This window comes from Vibrio rubrogenes, from assembly GCF_059641415.1.
This window is the reverse complement of sequence record NZ_JCARSY010000009.1, coordinates 67,115-92,191: the sequence shown is the minus strand read 5'-3', so window position 1 is coordinate 92,191 and position 25,077 is coordinate 67,115. Positions and strand designations below refer to the sequence as shown.

Sequence of the window (25,077 nt, the reverse complement as noted above, 5' to 3'; positions counted from 1 at the left end):
GCATCAAAATCCTAACTAAAAAAAAGGAGCCAAACCGGCTCCTTTTTTGCGAATTGCATTATTCGCCTTTAGCAGCCTTGAAAGCATCTGCCATAGCATTACCGAACGCGCCTTCTTCTTGCTTGTTCAGTGAAGCCATTGCTTCTTGCTCTTCTGCTTCATCTTTCGCTTTAACAGATAGATTGATAACGCGGTTCTTACGGTCTACACCAGTAAATTTCGCTTCAATACTATCACCAACGCTCAAGATGAGAGATGCGTCTTCAACACGGTCACGAGATACTTCAGAAGCACGGATGTAACCTTCAACGCCATCTTCTAGTTCAATTGTAGCACCTTTCGCATCAACTGCAGTAACAGTACCATTTACTAGCGTGCCTTTTTTGTTGTCAGCAACATATGCGTTGAACGGGTCATTCTCCATTTGCTTAACGCCAAGAGAAATACGTTCACGCTCTGCATCAACAGCAAGAACAACAGCAGAGATTTCATCGCCTTTCTTGTATTCACGAACCGCTTCTTCTCCAGGAACATTCCAAGAGATATCAGATAAGTGAACCAGACCATCGATGCCGCCATCCAGACCGATAAAGATACCAAAGTCAGTGATAGACTTGATCTTACCTGTAACTTTGTCGCCTTTCGCCTGAGCTTCAGCGAACTGTTGCCATGGGTTGGCTTTACACTGTTTCAGACCCAGAGAAATACGACGACGTTCTTCATCGATATCCAGAACCATCACTTCAACTTCGTCACCGACGTTGACAACTTTAGATGGGTGGATGTTCTTGTTCGTCCAATCCATTTCTGAAACGTGAACCAGACCTTCAACGCCTTCTTCGATTTCAACGAAGCAACCGTAATCAGTCAGGTTAGTTACACGACCAGTCAGCTTGTGGCCTTCTGGGTAACGTTTTGCGATTGCTACCCATGGATCTTCACCTAACTGTTTCAGGCCTAATGATACACGTGTACGATCGCGGTCGAATTTAAGCACTTTCACTAAGATTTCGTCACCAACGTTGACGATTTCAGATGGATGCTTAACGCGTTTCCAAGCCATATCAGTGATGTGCAGAAGACCATCAACACCACCCAAGTCAACAAACGCACCGTAGTCAGTCAGGTTCTTAACGATACCTTTAACTTCTGTGCCTTCTTGCAGTGTTTCAAGCAGCTCATCACGCTCAACACTGTTTTCAGATTCGATAACAGCACGGCGAGAAACAACAACGTTGTTGCGTTTTTGATCTAGCTTAATAACTTTGAACTCTAGCTCTTTATTTTCTAGGTGAGCGGTGTCACGAATTGGACGAACGTCAACCAGAGAGCCAGGAAGGAAAGCACGAATACCGTTGAGTTCAACAGTAAAACCGCCTTTAACTTTACCATTGATAATACCAACGACAGTTTCAGCTTCTTCGTATGCTTTCTCAAGAACAATCCAAGCTTCGTGGCGTTTCGCTTTCTCACGAGAAAGTTGAGTTTCACCGAAACCGTCCTCTACCGCATCCAGTGCAACATCGACTTCAGAACCGACTTCAACTTCAAGTTCGCCGGCAGCGTTCTTGAACTGTTCAGCAGGGATTGCAGATTCAGACTTCAGACCTGCATCAACAAGAACAAAACCGTTCTCGATAGCAACAACAGTACCCTTAACGATGGTACCAGTCTGGAATTCAGTCTCGTTTAGAAACTCTTCAAAGAGTTGAGCAAAAGATTCAGTCATTTATTTCATCTTCAAAATATTAAACTTCCACGGGTATCCTACCGCGTGGGGTTATGAATTTCGCCAATCATCATCCTTGAGACCGACGTTCTGCACTGGCCATTACTTAGCAAACTGCTAGCGAACTGCCAGTTTAGATTTAATATACTGTAGCGATGTTTCGAGAACCTGCTCGATAGACATAGACGTTGAGTCAAGAACCAATGCATCATCAGCGGGACGCAGTGGCGCAACGGGACGATTTCGGTCTCTTTCGTCACGTTCACGAATTTCGCTTAAAAGGTCATCAAATTTAACATCAAGCCCTTTAAGTTGCAACTGGTTATAGCGTCTTTTTGCCCGCTCTTCTGAGCTGGCATCCAAGAATATTTTGACTTCCGCATCAGGGAAAACAATTGTCCCCATATCTCGACCATCGGCAACGAGTCCAGTCTCTTTGATAAACGCACGCTGACGTCGAAGGAGCGCTTCCCGCACTCTGGGAAACGCGGCAACTTTAGAGGCTGCCATGCCCGTTTCTTCCTTACGGAGTTCTCCGGAAACATCCTCACCTTCCAGAATGACTTTGACCAAATCCCCTTCCGCAATAAATTCAACATCCAAATGCGTTGCCAAAGGTACCAAAGCATCTTCAGATTCGGTATCAACACCATGATGAATCGCAGCCAGAGCCAGTACACGATACAGTGCGCCGGAATCAAGCAGATCAAACCCCAACGTTTTAGCGATACACATACAAAGTGTACCTTTCCCGGCGCCACTCGGTCCATCAACGGTAATCACCGGTGTATAAGAAGACATGTCTTACTCCACTATTCAAATGATTGCGGCTAAAATCCGCACCTTGCCGGTGCCGCATTATAAAGACTCAACGGCTCAGGAGCCATAGGGGATTTTAAATCTTCCATATCCTTATTACTTTTCACAACATTTAGATAATAAAAAATTCATCACAAAAATATTTAAAACTATCAATAAGCAACTCGAATCATTAGAGTCTCGGTGGTAGCATAACGATAAGCATATGCTTTCCATAAATTTTAAGGCAGGTTACAGTGCATTCAACAACGTTAGGGCATTATCAAACAGACAACAGAATCTGGAATCAACAACATCTCGACAACTTGTTCATAGAAATTGGATTACAACTACAAAATACATCTGAGTTTTCTGGGTTTAATGAACTAGTCAATAGAAGAAAGCAAGATATTACGCGTATCTATCCAGAACTTGCCCATGGTAATTTAGCTGCGCTTTTTGAACACCCTCTGGCTATCCAACATATCCTGAATTTTCCTATCTCAACAATTCCCCAATTTTGGCATGATGTAGAAATAATCGCGATAAAAAGGTTTGGCAATATACTTGCCTGTTGGGCCGCTTATGAACGCTTTCTTATTTTACAACGGAGCCAGACAGTGTCGTTTACTTCCTGCTCTTCGCCACCAATAGAAGAATACGGCTATCAGTCTGAGATAGTAGATCGTATTGAAACTGATCAGCGGCTCTTTTTAACATTGCATAGCCATACAGCCCTGACACTTGTCGATGCTATAAGCTTAATTAATCTTGATGTTTTCATCATCGAGCAAAAGTGGTATGAAATGCTGTTCTGCCTTTATCTGTCGCAACGTGGCAGTCATTTCATTCTCTATCACACGAAAAACTCCCCATATCCACTGCTTGTTTCTACAGCCCTCATCCAGCACTGGCATGAGCGGGAAACTTGGTTAACATTCGATCCATTTTTTCAAGGAAATGGATGGCTCTCTTGTTTTTCGGCAGATATAGGGATGAACTTATATAGCACGGGGATATTTCACCCCCAAATTATTCAATTTACCGATTATAATTCTGAACTAGCGTTCTCTCAGTGCATCAAGGATACAAACGCAATTTGTGAAATTTTAAGGTTTTCAACAAGCGGCTCAAATCACATGAGATTGTTTTTTCTATATGTAGGGCAAAAGTATCTAATGAGAGAACTAATCAAATATGGAAAGGCTGTTTCATTAACTATCATTGAGCAGCAAGCTCTACTGCACTTATATGATGCACTAGATAGCATATGCTATTTGAAAAAAAGCTGTTATGATATTGTCGACGGTGCTGTTACTTACCAAGGTTTTTTACTTAATAGTTCCCTCTTAGGCGAGCTAACCAACTGTAATTACAAAAAATATAAATCACTTATTATCAAACAAAGAAAGAGATAGGGAGAACTTCTGTTGATAACACACATAATTCATCAGGTATCATACCCTAAGGCGCTTCTTCTATTAAGCATATCTATTTTATGTCTTCTTTGGCTTATCTATTTTTTACATTATTCTATAAAAAATAACTGGCATACACTAAGAACTATATATTATCCATATGTTATGTATACCTTTTTTGTTATATTATGGGTATTGACAAACGCCTACTTCCATACGGGATGGCTTGTAGAATATGGAGAAACAGGTGCTATTATTATAGCAAAGACCGCTAATATAGCTTCTTATATGTCATATTCTTCTGCCTTTCATTTCTCTTGTAGATTAAGATCGTCACGGAAAAATAACAAGATTCATTTTTGGCAATTCAGTTTACTTCTTGTCGCAACTTTATATTCACTTTACGCAAATATATTCACCGAAGATACAGTCACTGGTGTAACAATACGAGCACCAAGTGATTTTACAATCCATTTTGGTTCATTGACAGCAATTTTTTTCTCTACATCAATTATTTTTACTTCTTTATCATTCTTCAATTTACTATATTTAAGCTTTAAAGGGGATAACTTAAAAAGATTAAAATCAACTTATATGGTTATTGGAATGGTCATATTCATGACATCTACTGTATTAATACACATCCTAATTACTTATATCTATCATGATTTTTCTCTAACATGGCTTCCTCCTGCTCTTGCAATTAGTGAACTACTATTAATGGGATATGCCGTACTATGTCATCGATTTTATAGCTGGCGCTATTTATATTATATATCATTGACAGCTATTATTTCTACTTTGATTTATGTGATTCCTATAGTTATTTTTTATCATGAATCATATGAACATTATGTTATATTCATATCCCTCTGGTGTTTACTATGTGGTATTACTTGGCAAAAGACATGGAGCACTTCAGCCCAAATTATTAGCTTAATTATATATAACGATTCGACTCCACCTAGTGAAAAAATATCATCTCTTGATGCTGACTTTCAAAAATCTATTTCTCAAGCAATAGATCGATTAGCCCAAATTTTAAACTTATCTAAAGATGATATTACTTTAAATGATAATATTCGACACTATGGAATATATACTAATTATCTGCTTCATCACTCATCACCTTTACTTATAGAAGAAATAGAGCAACACATTAGTAATAGCGATAATTATAATCTTCGAAAAATTCATGAACAAATGTCTAAGGATCGAAGTGCTGTAATAATACCATTGTATGATGCAGAGAAATCCGTTTCACAACTATTCATGTCTCCCCATAAAAATGATGGTTCTTTATACTCAAATGAAGAAATACATGCTCTTCAAAAACTTTTAAAGAATTCTCAAATATATATTAACTATCAGTCTCGTATTAACCAATCTCAGGCAATGGCTAAATCGATAGCACATGAGATGAGAAATCCTCTTGCTCAAGTACAACTTCACTTAGAAAACTTAGCGAATTTTAGTTCTAACATGTCTCTTTCAACAGAGATTAAAAATGAAATTCAGCGAGGTATCGATGCAGTCCAACATGGTAATCAGTTGATTGATATCATTTTAAGAGAAGTGAACCAAACTCTGATCAATCATAAAAATATGGCGACATTTTCAATTACAGAACTGTTGAATTTTGCTATTAATGATTTTGCTTACGAATCAGAAGAAACGAAAGATCGAGTGAAAATCAAGTCAGATATTGATTTTAAAGTTCATGTTAATAAAACCTTATTTGATTTTATCATTTTTAATTTATTAAGGAATGCAATTTATTATTTTGATGATTATTCTGATAGTAAAATTGAACTGTCTCTTGAAGCTGGTGATGAATACAATAAACTTACTTTTACCGACTACGGCCCGGGTATTGAACCACAAATTGTACATAGAATCTTTGATGAATTCTTCACCTACCAGAAAAAAGGTGGCAGTGGCTTAGGCTTAAGCTACTGCAAAAGAGCAATGAAGCTCTTCGGTGGTGATATTCAGTGCCAATCAGTTTACGGTGAATATACAAGGTTTACCCTCACCTTTCCTCACATCAAACAAGAGGAGCAACTTGCACAACCAAAAATTGATGTGGCAGAAGCACCGACACCTGAACTGTTGCAATCAGCTCATACCGTATCTGCAAGTCAGAAACAGAGAATCGCGTTGGTTACTGATGATAATTCAACACAGCGAGCACTCGCAAAACTCTATTTGGAATCCCTTCATTTTACCGTTTATGAAGCTGAAAACGGGAAGGAAGCTGTTGACATGGTTCACCATAACACTATTGATATTGTTTTTATGGACGTTCAAATGCCGGTCATGGATGGCTTGAAGGCATGTACAATTATTAAAGAAACTCACCCGACGCTACCGATTCTTGCTCTTTCCGGAGAATCGGGTGAAGATGAAATTGCTCAGATAAAAAGAACGATGGATGGATGGTTGATTAAACCCACGACCAAACAGTTATTACAACAAACCGTACTCAAATGGTTGGAGGAGGATAGTCTTCAAGCGATAACACCAAAGCCCCAAACTAATACGATAGACACTTTATAGTCTGCTCTTCTTACATATAATCCGCCAACCAATAGCAAAACTGTTTTATCCGAACAATGGTCATCACTATAAGCTTATCCGACTACGGTTCTTCTCGAGAAGCGACATACCTATCCCCTTTACTGCCGTCACATCCTCTATTTGCGTGAATGGTCCATGTTCTTCTCTATAATTAACAATAGCTTGTGCTTTCTTTAAGCCAATCCCACTGAGGGTCGCGGCAACCTCTTCCGCCGTTGCGTTGTTGATATTGACGACGTTGGTGGGCTTAGCGGGTTGTTCCACTACGGCTGATACGGGCTTGTCTGCTGCATAAGCCGTTGGCAATGGCAGGCATACAATAGAAAGTACAGAAAGAAGTAATATTTTAAGCATAAGATTTATCTCCAAATCAAAAATTCAGATTCATCCTAGCGAAGCCTGCTAAAAATACGATAATGACCGATATAAATTAAGACGGGCTACAAAAGTAGCCCGTCTCAACAAACATATCAATTACATTCGGCTTATCATTGGGTCGCAAGATAATACTCGATATCGGTTTGTTCTCTTAAGATACTCAAAAGACCAGTGAGATCCTGTTGACGATTTAAACGTTGCATCTGGACAGCCAACTGCTGAGTTAATTGCTTATCGGTTGTCGATTCAACTTTCGTTAGCTTGACTAATACAATGTTTCCCTGACGATCTTTCGTCTGTCCATAAACAGGCTGGCCATCTTGTGGCTTTTGCATAGCAAAGACTGATCGTGCCAGCGGTGAGCTCCGATCAATCATCGTTAACTCACCAAATTCGAGCTGATTGTTCTCGAGCACTGTCATGTCACCCTGTTTTAAACCAGCAAGAACCTTCTCAGCAATTGCTTCTGTTTGCTGTTCAGCTTTCACTTTGGACAGTGCCTCAACCACCTGTGCTTTCACGGTATCGAAAGGTAGTAGCGTTTCTGGACGACTCTCTTCAATACGGACAACCACAATATCTTCAGGAGCGACCTCAAGTACAGATGAGTTCAAACCTTCGTTTTTGACTTCTGGGTTATTTAACGCTTTCTGAACTGGTGCAGCCCGTAGAATTTCTGGCAAATCAGTCAACGATACAAAATCAGTTGTATGAATCTTCTCTTGTATGGCTTTGGCAGCTTCATCTAAGGAATCCGGGCTTTCAAAAGCAACTTTTTCAAGATCGCTCTGTAATTGATAGAAACGATCAAGTGCCCGCTCATCGCGAATAGAAGCGATCACATCATTTTTAACTTCTGAGAAAGGTTTGACTTGAGCTGGTTTCACCGCATCCAACTTGATGATGTGATAACCAAAATTCGATTTCACAACACCAGAGAGATCACCTACATTTTTCAAGGCAAATGCAGCCTCTTCAAACGCAGGATCCATGACACCTTTTTCAAACCAGTCCAGCTCACCGCCCTTGCTAGCACTGCCCGGATCCTGAGAATCCTTTTTAGCCAGTGTTGAGAAATCAGCACCTTCTTTCAGTTGTTTCAGTAAAGCATCAGCCTGTTTCTCATCATTTACCAAAATATGGCTGACTTTACGCTGTGCTTTGATTGAATATTGGTCTGCATGATCCTGATAATATTTTTCAGCCTCATCATCAGTGACTTTTATCGATGACTTCAGTTTGTTTGCTGAAAGCTCAAGATAGGAGATTTTAAATTGCTCCGGACGCATGAAATTGTCTTCATGAGATTTATAATAAGCATTCAAATCATCATCACTGAGTTGAATCTTCTGCGCATAATCATCCATTGCAAGCGTAATCGTTCTGATTTCCCGCTTCTGAGCTAATAATGCGGCCTGAGCGTCAACTTCGCTGTCCAAAGTAAAGTCGCTCGATTGAACCGCTGTCAGAAGTTGGTTACGTAACAAATCACTTCTTAGGAATGTTGCAAAAGAATCAGGAGAAAAACCAGCACGACGCAATGCAGTTTGATAAATATCCTGATCAAACTTGCCGTTTGACTGGAATTGCGGCATATCCACAATCGCCTGACGGACTTGTTCATCACTAATTCTTAAACCCAGCGCTTCGGCATGTTGTTCAAGTAAAACATCATTCACCATTTTATCTAATACAGAACGGCGGAAAGATGCAACATAACTCGGATCAGCAAGCAGGTTCGAGAAATAATCACCCAATTGTGATTGCATTCGGTTCCGCTCATTTTGATAAGCTTGCTCGAACTCTGCCCGGCCTATCTTTGTGCCTCCAACCTTTGCTGCTGAATTATTGCTACCACCGACAAGGTAGCTACTGACTCCCGCAAATACAAATGACAAGATTATCAACCCAAGGATAATCTTAATCGCGATGCTATTCACACCCTCGCGCAACCGATCCATCATAATTTAATCATTCTCCGGCTTAATGGCCACTTACTCAGTAAAATACTCTGTTTCTCAAAACTATCTGTTCAAAAATCAATACTTTCCATCATCAAAAGACTTTCACAATTGATAGTTTTCAGAACCAACTATATTCAAAGCGAATGACGCGATAATATCAGAAAAAAGAAATGCGCATCACTATGATGCGCATATTTTCAAAACGTTTGACTTAATTTTGCCTCAATTAGCAAAATTCTGTGCACCAGATTAGTTACACGCGTCTTTCAGTGCTTTACCAGCTTTGAAAGCAGGTACTTTCGCTTCAGGGATTTGGATCTCATCCCCTGTTTTCGGATTACGGCCAGTACGGGCTGCGCGAGTACGAACGCTAAATGTTCCAAACCCAACCAGAGCAACTTGCTCACCAGACTCGAGTGTACCGCTCACTGCATCAATGAATGCATCAAGAGCACGGCCCGCAGATGCTTTAGAGATTTCAGCATCTGACGCAATTTTATCTATTAATTGTGTTTTATTCACTGTGATTCCCCTTTCTTCACCTATCGTTATATTTAAAGGTGATTTTTTGTTCCATTAAGTCCGAAAAATGGCTTAAAGCCTTGTTGTATCAGGGCTTAAGCCATAGTCAGTAACTATGGCCTCCAAAAAAAACGCTGACAAGCCTTTTTATGCGAATCAGCGTAAACTTTTAGTTATTTTTGCTGTACATCACTATTTTTGAGACTCAAACTCAACCCCCAACGGAGCTCGTTCCAGAGCCACAGTCAGAACCTCATCAATCCATTGCACAGGGATGACTTTCAGATCAGCAATGACATTTTCAGGAATTTCTTCCAGATCCCGTTCATTATCTTTCGGGATCAAGACGGTTTTTATCCCGCCTCGGTGCGCAGCAAGTAATTTTTCTTTCAGACCACCAATCGGTAACACTTCACCCCGTAATGTAATTTCACCAGTCATCGCGACATCGGCTTTCACTGGGTTACCGGTGAGACAAGACACAAGAGCAGTACACATTGCTGTACCGGCACTTGGGCCATCTTTTGGTGTTGCGCCTTCAGGAACGTGCACATGGATATCACGTTTTTCATGGAAATCGCTATTAATGCCCAATTTGTCTGCACGTGATCGAACCACGGTCATGGCGGCCTGAATAGATTCTTGCATCACATCGCCCAACGAACCGGTCTGAGTTAGTTTCCCTTTACCGACCATGGACTGCGCCTCAATCGTCAACAGATCGCCACCGACTTCCGTCCAGGCAAGGCCAGTCACCTGACCAATGCGGTTACTTTCTTCAGCTTTACCGTAATCAAAACGCTGCACGCCTAAGAATTCTTTCAAGTTGTCCTGTGTGACAGTCACAAGCTTGATATCTTTATTCAGCAGAATTTTCTTCACAGCTTTACGGCAAATTTTTGAAATTTCCCGTTCTAAATTACGGACACCGGCTTCTCTGGTGTAGTAGCGGATAATGCCGATGATCGCAGAGTCATCAATCTCAATTTCTGACGGTTTCAGACCATTTCGTTCAACCTGCTTAGAAACAAGATGACGTTTGGCAATATTCAATTTTTCATCTTCGGTATATCCCGAGAGACGAATCACTTCCATTCGGTCGAGAAGCGGTCCGGGAATATTCATTGAATTTGAAGTTGCCACGAACATCACATCAGATAAGTCATAATCGACTTCCAGATAGTGATCGTTAAAAGCGTTATTTTGCTCAGGGTCAAGCACCTCAAGCAATGCTGATGACGGATCCCCTCTCATATCCGATGACATTTTATCAATCTCATCCAAGAGAAATAATGGGTTTTTCACACCAACTTTGGACATTTTTTGTATCAGCTTACCGGGCAACGAACCGATATAGGTGCGCCGATGACCACGGATTTCAGCTTCATCACGAACGCCACCCAGTGCCATACGGGTATATTTTCGTCCAGTGGCGGCTGCAATAGAGCGCCCCAAAGATGTCTTACCAACGCCCGGAGGACCAACCAAACAAAGAATCGGACCTTTCAATTTCTGAATACGATTTTGAACTGCAAGGTACTCTAAAATACGCTCTTTCACTCGCTCCAGCCCATAGTGATCTTCATTTAAAATCACTTCAGCTTTCGCCAGATCTTTCTTCACTTTCGAGCGCTTCGACCAAGGAACATTCACCATCCAATCGATATAGCTCCGAACTACCGTTGCTTCAGCAGACATCGGAGACATCATCTTCAGTTTCTGGAGTTCCTGCTCGGTCTTTTCACGCGCTTCTTGAGGCATCTTAGAATCTTCAATTTTCTTCTTCAGTGTCTCAAATTCATCAGGCGCATCATCCATTTCACCCAGCTCTTTCTGAATAGCTTTCATCTGCTCATTCAGATAATACTCACGCTGGGATTTCTCCATCTGTTTCTTCACTCGGTTACGAATACGCTTCTCAACCTGTAGCAAATCAATTTCAGATTCCATCTGGCCCATTAAAAATTCCAGACGTTCAACCACATCAAGAATTTCAAGAACTTGCTGTTTATCCACTAGCTTCAAAGGCATATGGGCGGCAATGGTGTCAGCCAGACGGGCAGCTTCATCGATACCATTTAAAGCGGTTAAAACTTCTGGTGGGATTTTTTTATTAAGCTTAATAAACCCTTCAAACTGATTAATCGCACTGCGAACAATCACTTCTTGCTCTTTTTCATCCAGTTCAGGGGTGATTAAGTAGCGAGCTTGCGCTGAGAAAAAATCACCTTCAACAAAAGATTCAACCTTCGCTCGCTGTTGGCCTTCCACAAGCACTTTAACCGTACCATCGGGTAACTTCAGGAGTTGTAAAATCGTCGCAACCGTGCCGACATCAAACAAATCATCAATAGTCGGCTCATCCGTTTCTGCTTTCTTTTGAGCGACTAAAAGAACCTGCTTGTCATTATCCATTGCAGCTTCAAGACATTGGATTGATTTTTCACGGCCAACAAATAAAGGAATAACCATATGTGGATAAACCACAACGTCTCGCAGTGGTAATACGGGGATCTCTATACGCTCGGAACGTTCCAAGTTCATATTCTTCTCTCTTCCGCTTCTGTCTATATGGCAGTATATGGGGTCTAAACAATGGGATTCAATCGTAGAATAAAAAAAAGGAGGTAATCATACCTCCTTCGTGAGACTTTGCTGAATTATTCGGCACCGGCGGCCTGATTTTCATTGTTAGAATAGATGAGTAATGGCGCAGATTCACCATTAATTACCGATTCATCAATGACAACTTTACTCACATCATTGACCGATGGTAACTCATACATTGTTTCTAACAATACGCTCTCAAGAATCGAACGTAATCCACGGGCACCTGTTTTACGAGTCATTGCCTTTTTAGCAATGGCACGTAACGCATCTTCTCTGAACTCTAAATCAACATCTTCAAGTTCGAAAAGTGCACCGTACTGTTTAGTCAGCGCATTCTTCGGTTCACAAAGAATCTGTATCAATGCGGCTTCATCCAGTTCCGTCAGTGTTGCGGTCACGGGGAGACGACCAATAAATTCGGGAATTAACCCGTATTTCACCAAATCTTCCGGCTCGACCTGCGTAAACAACTCACCGACCGTCTTGATTTCATCTTTAGAACGAACTTCAGCACCAAAACCGATGCCAGTACCTGTCGCAACACGCTGCTCGATGACTTTATCCAGCCCGGCAAACGCACCACCACAGATAAACAAGATTTTTGATGTATCAACTTGCAAGAATTCTTGTTGCGGGTGTTTTCTGCCTCCCTGAGGCGGAACAGAAGCAACCGTCCCTTCAATGAGTTTCAACAGGGCTTGCTGCACACCTTCGCCGGACACATCCCGTGTGATCGATGGGTTCTCGGATTTACGTGAGATCTTATCGATTTCATCGATGTATACAATCCCGCGCTCTGCCTTAGCTACATCGTAATCACATTTTTGCAGTAGCTTCTGGATAATGTTCTCAACATCTTCCCCGACGTAACCTGCTTCAGTCAGTGTTGTCGCATCCGCCATTGTAAATGGCACATCCAAAAAGCGAGCCAGTGTTTCAGCCAATAAAGTTTTACCGCTACCCGTTGGCCCGATCAGCAGAATATTACTCTTACCTAGTTCAACACCTTCACTTGTCTTATCACCATTACGCAGACGCTTGTAGTGATTATAAACAGCGACCGCAAGCACCTTCTTCGCGTGCTCTTGACCAATCACATAGTCATTAAGATGATTCCGAATCTCATGCGGCGTCGGTAATGCCGTTGACTCTTTCTTCGGAAGTGCATCCTTAATTTCTTCTCGTATAATGTCGTTACATAGATCGACACATTCATCACAAATGTAAACAGAAGGACCTGCGATCAGTTTGCGAACTTCGTGTTGGCTTTTGCCACAGAAAGAGCAGTACAACAGTTTACTACTCTCTTTGCTTTTATCTGTCATTCGCTAACCTCTTAGCCTTTATCCATATGCTGAGTTTATATCAATTTGTATCAAATTGCGCTATTCAAATGAAAAGCACTATCAGCCTATTTGCCTCGATGCGTCAATACTGCATCCACCAGACCGTAATCGACAGCCTGCTGCGCAGACATAAAATTATCCCGATCTGTATCACGTTCAATCACATCCAGTGGCTGCCCTGTATGCTTGGCAAGAAGATCATTCAACTTTTGTTTAATCTTCAAAATTTCCTGCGTATGAATCTGAATATCAGATGCCTGACCACCGAAACCACCCAACGGCTGATGGATCATCGCACGTGCATTCGGCAGCATGAAACGTTTTCCGTCGGTTCCGCCTGCTAATAGAAACGCGCCCATAGAACATGCCTGACCCATACATACTGTACTCACATCGGGTTTGATAAACTCCATGGTATCATAAATCGACAATCCGGCATCAACACTTCCTCCCGGGGAGTTGATATACAAGAAGATGTCTTTATCCGGGTTTTCTGATTCCAGGAACAGGAGCTGAGCCACGATAAGATTTGCCATCTGATCTTCAACCTGACCGGTCAAAAAGATAATACGCTCTTTCAGCAGACGGGAATAAATATCGTAAGAGCGCTCTCCTCGGGAGGTTTGCTCTACCACCATTGGTACTAAGGCGTTCAGGATTGACGACATTTCATTTTTTTCTTGGTAGCTCATATTCTTATATCCCTAAAATAAATGGTCCGAATGACGGATATCATGCGGACCATTGTTATCAGAATAGTTAACCTTTAGTCAACCTTCTATGATACATATTGCCTAATTAAGCAGCGTTCTGAGAATTCATCAGCTCGTTGAAGCTTACATCTTTCTCAGAAACTTTTGCTTTAGCAAGGATCGCATCAATAGCTTGCTCTTCAAGTGCAACGTTACGCATGTTGTTCATGAGCTCTTTGTTTTGCTCATAATATGTTACAACTTCTTGCGGATCTTCATAAGCAGTTGCCATGTCTTCGATCAGCGCTTTTACTTTTTCGTCATCAGCTTCCAGTTCATCTGCTTTGATGACTTCACCCAAAAGCAAACCAACCACAACGCGACGTCTTGCTTGTTCTTCAAACAATTCACGAGGCAGTTGTGCCGCAGCTTCAGGATTGCCGCCGAAGCGTTGTGCAGCTTGCTGACGAAGCACTTCGATTTCTTGGTCGATCAATGCAGACGGCACGTCAATATTATTTTCTTTGACCAGACCATCAATTGCTTGTTGCTTGATACGCTGTTTCACCGCTTGCTTGAGCTCGCGTTCCATATTCTTACGAACTTCAGCCTGAAGCGCTTCAACACCACCTTCGTTCACACCGAATTTAGCCACGAATTCATCATTCAATTCTGGTAATTCACGCTCTTCAACTTTGCTGATCTTAATTGCAAATTTCGCTGCTTTACCTTTCAGGTTTTCAGCATGGTAGTCTTCAGGGAAAGTGACGTCGATTTCAAACTCCATACCGGCAGTCTTACCAACGATGCCATCTTCAAACCCAGGAATCATGCGGCCAGCACCCATTTCCAGAGCGAAGTCTTCCGCTTTTCCACCTTCAAAAGCTTCACCATCAATCGTGCCAACAAAATCAAGTGTTACACGCTTACCATCTTCAGCAGCCGCGTCAACTTCTTTCCACGTTGCTTGCTGCTTACGCAGTGTTTCAAGCATCTCAGCTACATCTTCATCTTTTACCGCAACGTTTGGCTTCTCGACTTCGATATTTTCCAAGCCTTTCAACTCAACTTCAGGATAAACTTCAAACGTCGCGTTAAAAACTAAATCTTGATTCTCTTCATTTTCAACAGGAGTAAATGTCGGCGCGCCAGCAGGGTTCACTTTTTCTTGGATAATCGCTTCGATAAAGTGACGCTGCATCACTTCACCAAGGATATCCTGACGTACTGCTTTGCCATACATCTTAGCAACCATTTTCATCGGCACTTTGCCTTTACGGAAACCATCGAAACGACGGTTTTTTGCGATGTTGCGCAGTTCTGCTGTAACAGCATCTTCGATGTTAGCAGCAGGAACAGTAATATTCAGACGGCGTTGTAGGCCTTCTAGCGTTTCAACAGTAACTTGCATTCTATATAAACCTCAAAACTGGCTCAGTTCTTCTGAGCATCATGAGCCTAGATCGCATTCGCTGATCTCGGCTGCATCCATGTTCCGTACTCTTTCAGAGTACATCTATAACGAAATAAAATAGTGAGCAGTGATGTGGAGTAATCATCACTCCACAACAGGAGATACTCCAGATATGCTCCTATCAGACTCAGGACATACTTTTCAGACGCGACATTCTAACGACCAGAGCCACAACTGTCGAGTCTATCTCAGTAGACGAATACCTGATGCTCAGAATTTATTCTCCTACCTGGCAAAAATTCCACCCGTATTGCTCCGTAGATTGACAGGTTGGGGGTAAAATTGTGCTTTTCAAGGGAAAAGCAGCTTTTTTTCAGTGAAATATTGAAAAAGAGATCCTGATCTTACTTTTTCGCTCTTCCCGAAACCGTTTATCACCGTTCTTAAGACAAACCCAGTAAAATAAAGGACTGGCTCTTCTCACCGACAAGTGCAGCGATGTTATCTAAGTTCCGTTTCAATCTTATCTTTATTGTTGTTTTTATTGTGACGACAGCATACGGTGCGCATCTTGTATGGCAGTATAGTTATCAGTCCTTGCTCAGCGAACATCAGGCACAGTTAGAACGTTTTGCCAGTCATGTGGTCACCAAATTGGATAAGTTCGCTCATATCCCCCGGTTACTCGCCAAAGACAAAAAACTGGTTGATGCACTCACCATAGCTGACAATTCCGCTCAAATCGATATCACCAATCACTATCTTGAACAGGTCAACGATGCCATTAAAGCCTCTGATACCTATCTCCTGGATATTCACGGAAATACCATTGCTGCGAGTAACTGGAATCTGACCCGTTCATTTATTGGTAGAAATTTCAATTGGCGTCCGTACTTTCAAGTCGCCGTTCAAGGTAACGAAAGTCAATACTACGCACTAGGCTCAACTTCCGGAGAACGCGGATACTACTATGCATATCCGGTGACTTATGCTGCGACAATTCTCGGTGTCGTGGTGGTTAAAATGGATCTCTCGTCGATTGAAGAGAATTGGAAAAGCAAAAACAGCTACTTTGTCGCCACCGATCCGTACAACATCATTTTTATGTCAAGTCAGCCGAACTGGCTGTTCAAAAGTGTCACTTTTATTGACCCTGAGATCCGCGCAAAAATCTTTCATTCCCGTCAGTATCTCGATCAAACGATACAATCACTGGGGTTACTCGGGAAAATGGATCAAACGACTACCGAATGGATTAATCCGAAACAGGGATGGATCAAAGGAGACTTTATTGTCAGCAGCCGGCCGTTGAAGAACATCCCCCTGAATATTCGCGTTCTGTCACCGAAGATTCAGGTGTTTTGGAGTAGCTTCGGTTTTGTCGTCATTTCGTGTATGGTATTTGCCATTATTTATCTGATTATGCTGCTCGTTCATCATCGTAAAAATAAATTGCGTCAGATTGAGCAACTTCAGTCTGAAGCGAAGCAAAAGCTTGAGTTTTTGGTGATGGAAAGAACTGCTAAGCTACATCTTGAAATCGAAGAACGGAGTAAAACGGAACAACGACTACGGCAAACACAAGATGAGTTGATTCAAGCCGCAAAACTCGCGGTACTTGGACAGATGTCTGCCAGTATCAGCCATGAACTGAATAACCCGCTCGCGGCAATCCGCAGCTTTGCGGATAATGGCCGACGTTTTCTTGCCAGCGGAAAAATTGATCGGGCAGACGAAAACCTGAATCGCATCTCGGGCCTGACTGAAAGAATGGCAAAAATCAGTACTCAGTTACGTTCTTTTGCCCGCAAATCAGATCATGACGAACGTGCTGTCGTCCAGCTTTATCCCATTATCTTGTCTACCAAAGAGTTAATCCAGTCCCAAATAAAATCAAACCTAATCCATTTCGAAATCCAGACACCGGAACAACCAATTTGGTTGAATATTAATCCAATCCATTTGGAACAAGTCCTGATTAATCTTTTAACCAATGCGATTCAGGCACTTGATGATCGTGCGGATAAACAGATCATCCTCAGCTTTACTGAAGACAACCTTCAGCTCACGATTCATATCGACGATAACGGTGAAGGATTAGGTGATAAAACGCTATCTCAGTTGTTTGACCCTTTTTATACCACCAAAAAAAACGGGCTTGGGCTGGGTTTGTCGATCTCTCAGCAAATTATTCAGAGTATGGGGGGACAACTGAATGCCTCATCATCACCGCTTGGCGGTGCGCGATTTAGTATTCAGTTACCGGCGACCTCGCCTACCTCCCCTGAAACTGCCTCATAAGGACATGTTATGTGCGATGTATTTTTTATCGATGATGAAGCGGACATTCGTATTGCAATCGAACAGAGTTTTGAACTGGCAGACATTCAAGCCAGATTTTTTGACAGTGCCGAAGAAGCGCTGCTGGCTATCAAGCAAGACGGACTGCCGCTGGTTATTGTCACAGATATTCAATTGCCCGGGCTCAGCGGACAAAGCTTACTGCATTCGGTTCATCATCAAGACCCGGACTTACCGGTCATTCTGATTACAGGACACGGTGATATTTCTATGGCCGTTCAGGCGATGCATGATGGTGCCTACGATTTTATCGAGAAACCATTCGCGCCTGAACGACTGATGGAGACAGTACACCGAGCCATTGATAAACGCCGACTGACCCTGGAAAACCAAAAGTTGAAGCGCAGTCTGAAGGCCAGCCAGACCCTCGGCCCGCGGATTATTGGTGAAACCGCCAGTATTCAGTCACTGAAAGAAACGATTAGTCAGATTGCGGATACCAACGCTGACATTTTACTCTTTGGAGAGACCGGCACCGGCAAGGAGCTGATTGCTCGTTCTCTGCATGAATTGAGTTCCCGGAGAGAACGGAATTTCGTTGCCGTCAATTGCGGTGCGGTTCCGGAAAACTTGATCGAAAGTGAATTATACGGGCATGAGAAAGGCGCATTTACCGGAGCTGAAAGTCAACGTATCGGTAAATTAGAACATGCACAGGGCGGCACGTTATTTCTCGATGAAATCGAATCGATGCCGATGTCAGCACAAATTCGGCTCCTGCGGGTGTTACAAGAGCGATTGATTGAGCGTGTCGGATCCAATGAATTAATTCCGCTGGACATTCGGGTAATTGCAGCCACCAAGGTCGATCTGAAACAGGCGGCTCAACAAGGAACGTTCAGGGAAGATCTCTATTACCGACTGAATATTGTGACCTTGGATATTCCCCCGCTACGGGAACGTAAAGAAGATATTCCCGCACTGTTCCATCATTTTTTACTGGTTGCCGCTGCCCGCTATGGAAAAGCCGCCAATTCGATCTCAAAGCAGGACATGCAATCATTAATAAGTCATAACTGGCCGGGAAATGTCCGCGAATTGAGAAATGCTGCAGAACGCTATGTTCTGCTCGGTAAACTGATTCAACTGGGTCAGGAAACACATTTGGTGAACGGGCCGATACTCAGTTTGGCCGATCAGGTTGCCGAGTTTGAGAAGTCAGTTATCGAACAGGCATTGATCGAATGCGGAGGAAGTATTAAAGACACCATGGAAAGTCTGAATCTGCCACGGAAAACACTTTACGATAAAATGCAAAAATATCAGCTGGATAAGGAAAACTATAAAAACTAAATGCGACTTAGAGCACGCTTCAATCAACCCTATCGTTTCATGACGGAAGATGGCTCTATCCATAAAAAATATGGAATGAAAGTTACCTTTCATTCCATATCTTAACTGGCTTACAAAACGTTATCAGTCAACTGAAAAAACGTTCCGATTCGATTAGTCTTGCAGTTCTCTGATATTACTCACGACCCGGCTGACCAAACCATACTTTATGGCTTCTTCCGGACTCATCCAGAAGTTGTAATCTGTATCTTTCTCGACCTGTTCATAAGGCTGCCCGGTGGCTTCACTGATCAGCTTATTCACTCGGCTGCGCGTACGTAAGATCTCATCCGCTTCAATTTTAATATCTGAGACTTTACCACGCACCTGACCCAATGGTTGGTGGATCATAAAACGAGTATTCGGTAAACAGACACGGTTTTCTTTTTTCGCGGCAATGTAGATAGTCACACCAGCACTGGCGACCCATCCGGTTCCAATCACGATAACTTCCGGTTTGATAAATTTAATCATGTCATGGATAGTATCACCGGCTTCTACATGTCCACCTTGGCTATTGATATACAGATGAATCGGCTCATCGCTGATTTCCTGCAATACCAGTAACTGAGTTGCAACTTTTTGGGCCAGCTTCTGGTCAATCTCACCAGAAATGAAAATAGAACGAGACGCTATGAGTTTTTCCTCTACCATTGAACCAGAGTTCCGTTCATCATTGGCCTTATCATTTTCATCATTTTTTAATATGAAATTCATAGACATTCTTCTTTAATTAACCATGAGATTCATTGTAACGAATTACAATTAACTAGCAAGGCATATCTCCTGCCTTTTAAGAAACAAATCTCATAACTCACCATCGTCATAAATCTGAGCGATCACCTTACCACACATTATATATGTAAAAATCCCCCCACCGCCTTCTCATCGACTGTGGGGGGATTGACAGACAAAGCATCGCTGGATGCATTCAACACCATCGGACGGATTATTTAGTGATAATTTCCGGCCCCATCAGTGACGTTGGCAGCCAGGTAGAAACCCACGGCACATAAGTGACAATCAACAGGAACAAGAACATGACCGCCACCCACGGCAACGCGGCTTTGACCACGTTGAGCATCGACATCCGTGCCACCCCGGCCGTTACAAACAGGTTCAGCCCGACTGGCGGAGTAATCATCCCGATTTCCATATTCACCACCATAATGATCCCAAGATGAATCGGATCAATACCGAGTTGAATCGCAATCGGAAAGACTAACGGCGCAACAATAATCAACAGACCCGATGGTTCCATAAATTGTCCGCCAATCAGCAGTAACAGGTTGACCACAATCAGGAACGTGATTGGCCCTAAACCGGCAGAAAGCATGGAATTGGCAATCATCTGCGGCACTTGCTCTTCAGTGAGCACATGTTTGAGAATCAAAGCATTGGCAATGATAAACAGTAACATAATCGTCAGCCGACCCGCTTCACACAGGGTTTTCTTGGTGTCCGGATGAACAAATGTCTGCAACACTTTCACCACACCCGGCAACTTATTGTCCCGGTCAGCAAACGGTCCCATGTCTTTATAGACAAAGTTGGCAATCAGGAAAGCATAAACCGCAGCCACCGCAGCCGCTTCAGTCGGGGTGAAAATCCCCCCATAAATACCGCCTAAAATGATGACGATTAAAAACAGTCCCCAAATTGCCTCGCGTCCGGCTGCCATCAGTTCACCCCAACCGACAAAAGGTTGTTTCGGCAGGTTTTTAACCCGGGCTGCAATATAAATGGCAATCATCAGCATGGCACCGGCAAGTAAACCGGGAATCACCCCGCCAAGGAACATCCGGCCGACAGAAACATCCGTTGCCGCAGCGTAGACCACCATAACAATTGATGGCGGAATTAAAATCCCCAGCGTACCGGCATTACAAATCACCCCGGCGGCAAATCCTTTGGAGTAGCCGTTTTTCACCATCCCGGCAATGACAATACTCCCGATAGCAACGACCGTTGCAGGAGAAGAGCCAGACAGCGCGGCAAACATCATACAGGCCATAACCGACGCAATGGCAAGGCCACCGCGGAACCAGCCGACCAGCGCAATCGCAAAGCGGATGATCCGTTTTGCCACACCACCGGTGGACATGAAACTAGAAGCAAGAATAAAGAATGGAATCGCTAACAGTGTGTAGTGACCCGCAAAAGCATTAAATAGTGTTTGTGCAACTGATGCCAACGATGCATCAGAATGCAACATCAGAAACACAATACTCGATAAACCCAGTGAAACAGCGATCGGCACACCGATAAGCATCAGGGCAATCACCATTAAAAAGAGAAATAAAACGGCCATGATGACTACTCCTTGCTATCCGATGACGACGTTGATTTTGCAGAATCTGCATCACTGTCTTGCTGCAACTCTGACTTCAGTGTCTCTAACTCGTCTTCCCCTTCATGCGAAGCAATCAGACGATCCATCTTGCCAGTCAGAATCTGATAAGCCGCTTGCGCAAACCGTAACGTCAATAGCCCCATCCCGATAGGCAGCGCCATATACGGAATAAATCGTGGCAATTTCTCGTAAGCTTCCCCTTCATTGAGCCAATCGGCTAAAAACTGGAGGAACCCCGGCATCGGAATATCATCGGTTTCATACCAAGCCCGCTCGGTAATAAACGGATGCCAATAATTCCATGAACCAATCAACAGCAGAACGGCGAAACTCAAACAAGCAAATGCGGACATGACTGCGAAGGTTTTCTTTAACCCCGGTGGGGCAATGTTGATGATCACATCAACACCAATATGAAAGTGTTTTTTTACCCCATAAGAAGCGCCGACCAGTACCATCCAGGCAAACATAAAGACTGTCAGTTCAAGGGCCCACAATATGTTGTCATTAAATACATAGCGACAGATGACATTGATAAACGTCAGTAATGTCATCGTGCCTAAAAAGAATGCGATCAGAAATTCTTCAACCGAATCTGTAAAACGACCGACTTTAGAAAAGAAAGAATTTTCCATAACTATCTTCGCTCTCATTGTTATCATTAAGGTACCCCACATCAACGTTGTGGGGTACGTGTTATAGCGTGACTACGACAGTTATTTCTTGTTTGCTGCGAGTGCATCATTGATCAGATCATGACCGATGTTTTTCTCGAATTTCTTCCAGACAGGCTTCAGCGCTTCAACCCATTTTTGACGCTGAGCAGGTGTCAGGGTTCGCACCACACCGCCGGCATCGATAATGTTCTGACGGTTGGCCAGGTTGACTTTGGTTGATTCAGCATTACGGGTTGCAGTGACTTCCTTGAGAATCTGTGCAAACTGATTGCGCACATCATCAGGCAGACCGTCCCAGAATTTGGCGGAAGTCACTACAAGGTAATCAAGGATGCCGTGGTTGGTTTCGGTAATGCCATCTTGCACTTCGAAGAATTTCTTACCGTAAATGTTTGACCAAGTATTTTCCTGACCATCGATAACTCCGGTCTGCAAGCCACCGTATACTTCTTTGAACGACATTTTCTGTGGATTAGCACCAAGCTGCTCGAATTGAGCAACTAAAACATCGGAAGCCTGAACGCGGAACTTCAGTCCTTTGGCATCTTTTGGATCAATCAGCGGCTTGTTGGCAGACAACTGTTTCATCCCGTTATGCCAGAATGCCAATCCCTGCAGTCCACGACGCTTCATCGCATTTTTCAGCTTATCTCCGGCAGCCGAATTCTGGAAACGGTCAACCGCTGCAACGTCGTCAAACAAAAATGGCAAATCGAAAATACGGTATTTTTTGGTGAATTTTTCAAACTTGGAAAGAGAAGGGGCTGCGAGTTGAACATCGCCGTTTAAAAGGGCTTCCAAGACTTTGTCATCATCATACAGGGTTGAGTTCGGAAAAACTTCCATACAAACTTTTCCGTCCATCTCTTTGTTGACTCGCTTGGCAAGCAAAGCAGCAGCTATCCCTTTCGGGTGTTTGTCTGTATTGGTTACATGGCTAAACTTAATCACGGTTTCACCCGGGTCACAGCCTTCAGAGGCGGCAGCGTTGAAACCGGTAGCAGCAAGTATGGATACAGTCAGTAATTTGAAAGGCTTGAACATCTTTTTCTCCTTGTTATAGAAACAGAATACCTGCTTGGTATTCACGTTATTGACAACAAGGCAAGTAACGAGCCAACAATCATAAACAAATGAAACAAATTAGTAACAACAGCAACTTAAAGACAACACCGCCGAGAAATCGGTCAACATCATTACATCATATCAGGCAATAATGGGTGAAAATCCCTCCATCCCAAACACATTAATGGGTCAGAAATGACACATCGGAACAGGCGGCATTCAGACATGAGGGACAGGTTATGAGCTGCGGTTGATGTTGAGCTATGGTTGATGCTGAGCTGCGGTGATAGTTCAGTCATCGGTAGCAGCGCATCGGTAGAGACTCATCCGTTTATGATGAACAACTGATTTCGAGACATTTTCCCCATTCAGGGGGTAACTCCGCATAATGTTCATGCTGCGGCTGCTCATCATAGGGGGCGCTTAAAACCGCAACCAATTGTTCTAACGGCAGAAAGTCGCCCTGTTCAGCAGCATCAATCACTTGCTGGGCAAGATAGTTACGGAGAATAAATTTCGGATTAACCTGACGCATTGACTGGCAGCGCTGTTCTACCGTATCCGACTCCTGCTCACAACGATCAAGATACTGTTGTAACCACTGCTTCGCGGCATCTTGGTTCTCAAATAATGTCGTGACCGTTTCAGGCGGTTGGTGATCCAGCGATGAAAGTCGCCGGAAAAACAGCGTGTAGTCAACCCGGTTGTCCGCCATCAGTTTGAGCATCTCATCACACAGTTCGCTATCTCCGTCCCGACGCTGTTGTAATCCGAGTTTACTGCGCATCAAACGGCTGTATTCCTGATTAAGCTGCTCGGTATAGGTTTGTAACGCGGCTTCCAGTTGTTCTTTATCAATCAGTGGCGTCAACGCCTGTGCCAATGCGGTCAAGTTCCACCAGCCGATCCCCGGTTGCATATCAAATGCATAACGCCCCTGATAATCGGAATGGTTACAGATAAAATGGGGATCATAATCATCCAGAAATGCAAATGGCCCGTAATCGAAGGTCTGGCCGAGAATCGACATGTTATCGGTATTCATGACCCCATGCGCAAAGCCGTACGCTTGCCAGAAGGCAATCATCTCGGCAGTCCGTCGGATGATTTGCCGGAACATCGCCAGATATACCGGATCTCGCGGTGATCCTGATGAGGGTTCAAGTTCCGGGAAATACCATACGATGACTTTGTCTGCCAGTAAGCGCAGGTCATCATGCTGCCCGGTATAGAAAAAGTGTTCAAAGTGGCCGAAGCGGATATGCGTTTCGGCCAGACGGATCAGTAAAGCGCCCTGCTCAGCGCGTTCGCGATATACCGGTGTATCACTGACTATCATCCCTAAAGCCCGGGTGGTTTGATTCCCCAGCGCTGCCATCGCTTCACTGCAAAGATATTCACGAATCGTAGAGCGTAATACGGCCCGGCCATCACCCATTCGGGAATACGGTGTCAATCCGGCCCCTTTGAGATGCACATCAAACCAACGCCCTTGTTGATCGGCAATCGCACCGAATAACAACCCGCGTCCATCGCCCAGTGCCGGGTTATAGATACCAAACTGATGCCCGGCATACTTCATTGCCAGCGGTTGAAAATAATCCGGAATTTCACCATCGGAAAAGATCTGTAACCAGAGATCATCAGGCGTCTCGCCCAGGCCAAAATTGGCAGCGAGCGGCGCATTCCAAGTCACCCAGCGAGGATTGTCCACCGGCGTCGGCATGACCCGGGTGTAAAAGCTTTGCGGCAGCTCAGCATAACGGTGGCTGATCGGTAATTGTTGCCAAAGAGACATAAGGTGTTTCCGTTTCAATCTATCTCTGTCAACCTTACCA

At 43.4% G+C, this 25,077-nt stretch carries 18 protein-coding genes; 4 read left to right on the top strand and 14 right to left on the bottom strand.

The genetic code is table 11. The features are described from left to right. Window positions 1–58: 58 nt before the first annotated feature. Both rpsA and cmk read right to left on the bottom strand, forming a co-directional pair. Entirely contained in the window at window positions 59–1,729 is a 1,671-nt protein-coding gene (gene rpsA / locus AC55NX_RS08880; RefSeq protein WP_496995393.1) for a 30S ribosomal protein S1, read from the bottom strand. A 117-nt stretch (window positions 1,730–1,846) separates the two neighbouring features. Then, the gene (gene cmk / locus AC55NX_RS08875; RefSeq protein WP_496995392.1) at window positions 1,847–2,530 is read right to left on the bottom strand and encodes a (d)CMP kinase; all 684 of its coding nucleotides are present in this window, start codon (window positions 2,528–2,530) and stop codon (window positions 1,847–1,849) included. A 254-nt stretch (window positions 2,531–2,784) separates the two neighbouring features. On the opposite strand from cmk, the gene AC55NX_RS08870 reads away from it, so the two are divergent. After that, entirely contained in the window at window positions 2,785–3,945 is a 1,161-nt protein-coding gene (locus AC55NX_RS08870; protein WP_496995391.1) for an acyl-homoserine-lactone synthase, read from the top strand. A gap of 165 nt (window positions 3,946–4,110) precedes the next feature. After that, window positions 4,111–6,504 (top strand): response regulator, encoded by a 2,394-nt coding sequence (locus AC55NX_RS08865; protein ID WP_496995390.1) that lies wholly within the window; start codon window positions 4,111–4,113, stop codon window positions 6,502–6,504. Window positions 6,505–6,570: 66 nt separating this feature from the next. Here AC55NX_RS08865 and AC55NX_RS08860 read toward each other — a convergent pair whose 3' ends face one another. The 7 genes from AC55NX_RS08860 to tig all read right to left on the bottom strand — a co-directional run bounded on the left by AC55NX_RS08860 (window position 6,571) and on the right by tig (window position 15,448). Beyond that, entirely contained in the window at window positions 6,571–6,879 is a 309-nt protein-coding gene (locus AC55NX_RS08860; protein ID WP_496995389.1) for a helix-hairpin-helix domain-containing protein, read from the bottom strand. A gap of 134 nt (window positions 6,880–7,013) precedes the next feature. Next, the gene (ppiD, locus tag AC55NX_RS08855; protein ID WP_496995388.1) at window positions 7,014–8,867 is read right to left on the bottom strand and encodes a peptidylprolyl isomerase; all 1,854 of its coding nucleotides are present in this window, start codon (window positions 8,865–8,867) and stop codon (window positions 7,014–7,016) included. Between the two features lie 249 nt (window positions 8,868–9,116). Further along, window positions 9,117–9,389, bottom strand: coding sequence for an HU family DNA-binding protein (locus tag AC55NX_RS08850; protein WP_038178520.1), 273 nt, complete (start codon window positions 9,387–9,389; stop codon window positions 9,117–9,119). Between the two features lie 192 nt (window positions 9,390–9,581). Beyond that, a complete protein-coding gene (gene lon / locus AC55NX_RS08845; protein ID WP_496995387.1) occupies window positions 9,582–11,933 on the bottom strand; it encodes an endopeptidase La in 2,352 nt (783 codons plus the stop codon). A 116-nt stretch (window positions 11,934–12,049) separates the two neighbouring features. Beyond that, complete coding sequence (gene clpX, locus AC55NX_RS08840) at window positions 12,050–13,324, bottom strand: ATP-dependent protease ATP-binding subunit ClpX (protein WP_059120473.1); 1,275 nt, start codon at window positions 13,322–13,324, stop codon at window positions 12,050–12,052. Between the two features lie 86 nt (window positions 13,325–13,410). Further along, window positions 13,411–14,037 carry an ATP-dependent Clp endopeptidase proteolytic subunit ClpP gene (gene clpP, locus AC55NX_RS08835; RefSeq protein WP_059120472.1) on the bottom strand — a complete coding sequence of 209 codons (627 nt, stop codon included), beginning with the start codon at window positions 14,035–14,037 and terminating at the stop codon, window positions 13,411–13,413. Between the two features lie 106 nt (window positions 14,038–14,143). Beyond that, complete coding sequence (gene tig / locus AC55NX_RS08830) at window positions 14,144–15,448, bottom strand: trigger factor (RefSeq protein ID WP_059120471.1); 1,305 nt, start codon at window positions 15,446–15,448, stop codon at window positions 14,144–14,146. Between the two features lie 501 nt (window positions 15,449–15,949). On the opposite strand from tig, the gene AC55NX_RS08825 reads away from it, so the two are divergent. Further along, complete coding sequence (locus AC55NX_RS08825; RefSeq protein ID WP_496995386.1) at window positions 15,950–17,752, top strand: sensor histidine kinase; 1,803 nt, start codon at window positions 15,950–15,952, stop codon at window positions 17,750–17,752. Between the two features lie 9 nt (window positions 17,753–17,761). After that, complete coding sequence (locus AC55NX_RS08820) at window positions 17,762–19,105, top strand: sigma-54-dependent transcriptional regulator (protein ID WP_496995385.1); 1,344 nt, start codon at window positions 17,762–17,764, stop codon at window positions 19,103–19,105. Between the two features lie 153 nt (window positions 19,106–19,258). Here AC55NX_RS08820 and AC55NX_RS08815 read toward each other — a convergent pair whose 3' ends face one another. The 5 genes from AC55NX_RS08815 to AC55NX_RS08795 form a co-directional block, all read right to left on the bottom strand. Beyond that, window positions 19,259–19,861, bottom strand: coding sequence for an ATP-dependent Clp protease proteolytic subunit (locus tag AC55NX_RS08815; RefSeq protein WP_496995384.1), 603 nt, complete (start codon window positions 19,859–19,861; stop codon window positions 19,259–19,261). A gap of 232 nt (window positions 19,862–20,093) precedes the next feature. Further along, the gene (locus AC55NX_RS08810; RefSeq protein ID WP_496995383.1) at window positions 20,094–21,455 is read right to left on the bottom strand and encodes a TRAP transporter large permease; all 1,362 of its coding nucleotides are present in this window, start codon (window positions 21,453–21,455) and stop codon (window positions 20,094–20,096) included. A 5-nt stretch (window positions 21,456–21,460) separates the two neighbouring features. Further along, window positions 21,461–22,132, bottom strand: coding sequence for a TRAP transporter small permease (locus AC55NX_RS08805; protein ID WP_496995382.1), 672 nt, complete (start codon window positions 22,130–22,132; stop codon window positions 21,461–21,463). Window positions 22,133–22,213: 81 nt separating this feature from the next. After that, window positions 22,214–23,218, bottom strand: coding sequence for a TRAP transporter substrate-binding protein (locus AC55NX_RS08800; protein WP_496995381.1), 1,005 nt, complete (start codon window positions 23,216–23,218; stop codon window positions 22,214–22,216). Window positions 23,219–23,570: 352 nt separating this feature from the next. Further along, entirely contained in the window at window positions 23,571–25,037 is a 1,467-nt protein-coding gene (locus AC55NX_RS08795; RefSeq protein ID WP_496995380.1) for a protein adenylyltransferase SelO, read from the bottom strand. Window positions 25,038–25,077 lie beyond the last annotated feature (40 nt).